Origin of the sequence: Flavobacterium bizetiae, assembly GCF_902804475.1 — a bacterium.
GTDB classification, from domain to species: domain Bacteria; phylum Bacteroidota; class Bacteroidia; order Flavobacteriales; family Flavobacteriaceae; genus Flavobacterium; species Flavobacterium bizetiae.
The window spans coordinates 1-3,203 of sequence record NZ_CADCSU010000089.1 but is presented as its reverse complement, the minus strand read 5'-3'; the positions used below and the strand labels follow the sequence as shown (position 1 = coordinate 3,203).

General features: G+C 34.0%; 5 protein-coding genes. 3 read left to right on the top strand and 2 right to left on the bottom strand.

Annotation, left to right across the window (positions count from 1 at the left end):
- The first annotated feature begins 76 nt into the window (after positions 1-76).
- From FLACOL7796_RS11625 to FLACOL7796_RS11615, 3 genes are all read left to right on the top strand, one after another.
- A complete protein-coding gene (locus FLACOL7796_RS11625; protein ID WP_173970950.1) occupies positions 77-253 on the top strand; it encodes a hypothetical protein in 177 nt (58 codons plus the stop codon).
- 31 nt (positions 254-284) lie between these two features.
- Entirely contained in the window at positions 285-737 is a 453-nt protein-coding gene (locus FLACOL7796_RS11620; protein WP_173970949.1) for a 6-pyruvoyl trahydropterin synthase family protein, read from the top strand.
- Positions 738-801: 64 nt separating this feature from the next.
- Positions 802-1,545 (top strand): UDP-2,3-diacylglucosamine diphosphatase, encoded by a 744-nt coding sequence (locus FLACOL7796_RS11615; RefSeq protein WP_173970948.1) that lies wholly within the window; start codon positions 802-804, stop codon positions 1,543-1,545.
- A gap of 7 nt (positions 1,546-1,552) precedes the next feature.
- On the opposite strand, the gene FLACOL7796_RS11610 is transcribed toward FLACOL7796_RS11615, so the two are convergent.
- Together FLACOL7796_RS11610 and FLACOL7796_RS11605 are read right to left on the bottom strand one after the other, a co-directional pair.
- Positions 1,553-2,755 carry a cytochrome c3 family protein gene (locus tag FLACOL7796_RS11610; RefSeq protein WP_173970947.1) on the bottom strand — a complete coding sequence of 401 codons (1,203 nt, stop codon included), beginning with the start codon at positions 2,753-2,755 and terminating at the stop codon, positions 1,553-1,555.
- A gap of 83 nt (positions 2,756-2,838) precedes the next feature.
- The gene (locus FLACOL7796_RS11605) at positions 2,839-3,195 is read right to left on the bottom strand and encodes a hypothetical protein (RefSeq protein ID WP_173970951.1); all 357 of its coding nucleotides are present in this window, start codon (positions 3,193-3,195) and stop codon (positions 2,839-2,841) included.
- Positions 3,196-3,203 lie beyond the last annotated feature (8 nt).

Below are 3,203 nucleotides of genomic sequence, written 5' to 3'. Positions count from 1 at the left end.
ATTCCAATACTATTAAGTTGTTGTTGGAATTTGGAATTTTAAAAATATTGGAATTTTTGATAGTAAAATTATTAATATGAATATCATTTCACTATTCCAGCATGTAGATGTTGCAGAGAAAATTAAGAACGCTCCTGACGGAAATTATCAGATAGGAGTGGTCATTGGATCGTTTATTCCTTTTGTAGTTTTAATAGGAATTGCATATTGGATGTATAACAGAACTAAAAAAAGAGATGAAAACGGTTATTAATTTGTAAATTTGCAACCTAAAATTCAAATCGATGAGTAATATCAGAATTACAAAACAATTTAGTTTCGAAACCGGGCATGCTTTATACGGTTACGACGGAAAATGCAAAAACGTTCACGGGCACAGTTATAAATTATCGGTAACGGTTATTGGTTCGCCAATCACAGATCGGTCGAATGTGAAATTCGGAATGGTAATTGATTTTTCGGACTTAAAGAAAATTGTAAAAGAAGAAATCGTCGATCAGTTTGATCATGCAACGGTTTTTAACGAAACTACGCCTCATATCGAATTGGCAAATGAATTAAAAAATCGTGGCCATCATGTAATTTTAGTAAAATATCAGCCAACAAGCGAAAACATGGTAGTTGATTTTGCAGAAAGAATCATCGCGCGTTTACCAAAAGATATTTCTCTTTTCTCTCTTAAACTTCAGGAAACAGAATCTTCGTTTGCAGAATGGTACGCGAGTGATAATTTGTAAAAAGAAAAAAGTAAATTGTGAAAGGTAAAACGTTTCACATCTCACAAACCACATCTCACAATACATGAAAAAAGTATATTTCGCTTCAGATCAGCATTTTGGTGCTCCAACGCCTGAGTTGAGTTTGCCGCGCGAACAAAAATTTGTGGCCTGGCTCGACGAAGTAAAGCACGATGCGGAAGCTATTTTTTTATTGGGAGATTTATTCGATTTTTGGTTCGAGTATAAAACGGTTGTTCCAAAGGGTTTTGTGCGTGTTTTAGGCAAATTAGCCGAAATTCGTGATAGCGGAATTCCAATTTATTTTTTCGTGGGAAATCACGATTTATGGATGAATGATTACTTTGAGACTGAATTGAATATTCCGGTTTATCATGATAACAAAGAATTTACTTTTAACGGAAAAACATTCCTGATTGGTCACGGAGACGGAAAAGGTCCTGGCGATAAAGGATATAAGCGAATGAAAAAGGTATTTACAAATCCTTTTTCAAAATGGCTTTTCCGTTGGTTACATCCGGATGTTGGTGTAAGTTTAGCCCAATATTTATCGGTTAAAAACAAATTAATCTCAGGCGACGAAGATGTAAAGTTTTTGGGTGAAGAGAACGAATGGCTGGTTTTATACGCCAAACGTAAACTCGAAACTCAGCATTATAATTATTTTATCTTCGGACATCGTCATTTACCTATGATCATAGAAGTAGGGCAGGACGCTAAATATGTAAATCTAGGCGACTGGATTGGTTACTTCACGTATGGCGTTTTTGATGGAGAAACTTTTGAACTTAAAAAATTCGAGAAATAATTATTGTTTATTTAGCAGGATAAATTCCGATTTTGTGTGTTCTTAAAATATAATTCGACATTTCTTTACTGTTAGAAATCTGAAATTTAATTGCATTCGACATTTTCTTCGGCATATGGCATTCTACACAATTATTTGCCAATAAACTTCCTGACATTGTTTTTAATGTTGTTGCATTATGCTTTAAACCCTGATGACAACTCATACAAATTTTAGAATAGGAAGCTAAGTTTTTAGAAGCATTTTCATGCGGATTATGACACGTAATACAATCCATTTTTTCGCTTTTGATGAAACATTTGCTTTGCGACATTAAGCGAAATTGATTTCCGTGCACGTCAAATGTTGTATCGTTAGGATTTCTGGTACTTCTGTAAAATTCAGATAAATTATCTCCCAGCTTATAATCAAAGCGGGATTTCATCTTCATTCCGTCATTTCCGGAATGGCAAAGTGCACAAGCATCTAGTTTTTGTTGCCTGTTTAATGTTTTATAGCTTACAATGCTATTGGCTACTTTTACGTGTGGATTTTTTAAATGAAATTCGGCATGTTTTTTAGCAGGACCGTGGCAACGCTCACAATCAATTCCGTAAACAATTGTTTTTTTGTCGATAACATCTTCAACTTCTGCAGATAGAAAATTGACTTCGTCAGGATTCTGATTTACGTTTCTGCTGCTAATATTCGAACTGTGACAAGCATAACAGTCTCTCACCACTTTTCGGTCAAAATAAGGCTTGTCAGCAGGGAATCCCGGACTTGTTGCCCAGCTATTTATAGCATTATAATATGAAAGTGGCAATTCGTAAGTATTGTTGTCTCGCCAGTAAACAGATGTTTGTGCATGTTTAGTACCAAAAACGATTTCAAAACGATGCGCCTCAACTTCTTTTCCGTTTTTATATAAAACCTGATACAGGCTATCGTTGCGCTTTTCCATGACAATTTTGGTATCCTTGTCATAAATAAAAGTATGATTTTTTTCGTCGAAATCGCCGAGGACATTTCCTGAAATTGCCGGAGCAGTTGCTTTAAAATGAGCACTTTTTAAAGCCATGTCGTATTGTGTCTGATGACATTGAATACAGCTTTCGGAACCTGCGTAGTCAGGGCCTCGCGGATCAATATATTCATCAGATTTATTGTTGCAGCTTGAAAAGAAAACTGCCAAAACCAAAAAAGTAAAAAGTATTCTGTTTTTTTTCATTGCTGTAAATATACTTTTTTTTGAAGAAAATCAAAATATATTTCAATAATGAAAAAATGATGTTAAAATATTTAGAATGTGTCTTAGTTTAAGCCAACTCCGTAAACATATTCGTCCAGTTCAATTCTGAACAAAGAACCTTCAACTAAATCTTTAATCGATTTTAATTCTTTTACAGAAACAGCAAGATCTATTGAAGCACAAGGAGTTTTAAGTAAAAATTTGTGACAAGAGTTTTTTAATTCACAAGCTTCACAACAAGCATTTTCGATTAAACTGTCTTCGATTAAATCACAAAAATAATTTAATTCCTGTATCGTAAAATAAAATCCGGTTTCTTTAAAAACCAACTGTATTTTATCGGTTATGACTTCGTTTTCCTTTTTCCAGTAAAAGGCAATACCAAAGTTGTTGTGGTATAATTGTTCTATTTCTCTCATTGCAAATC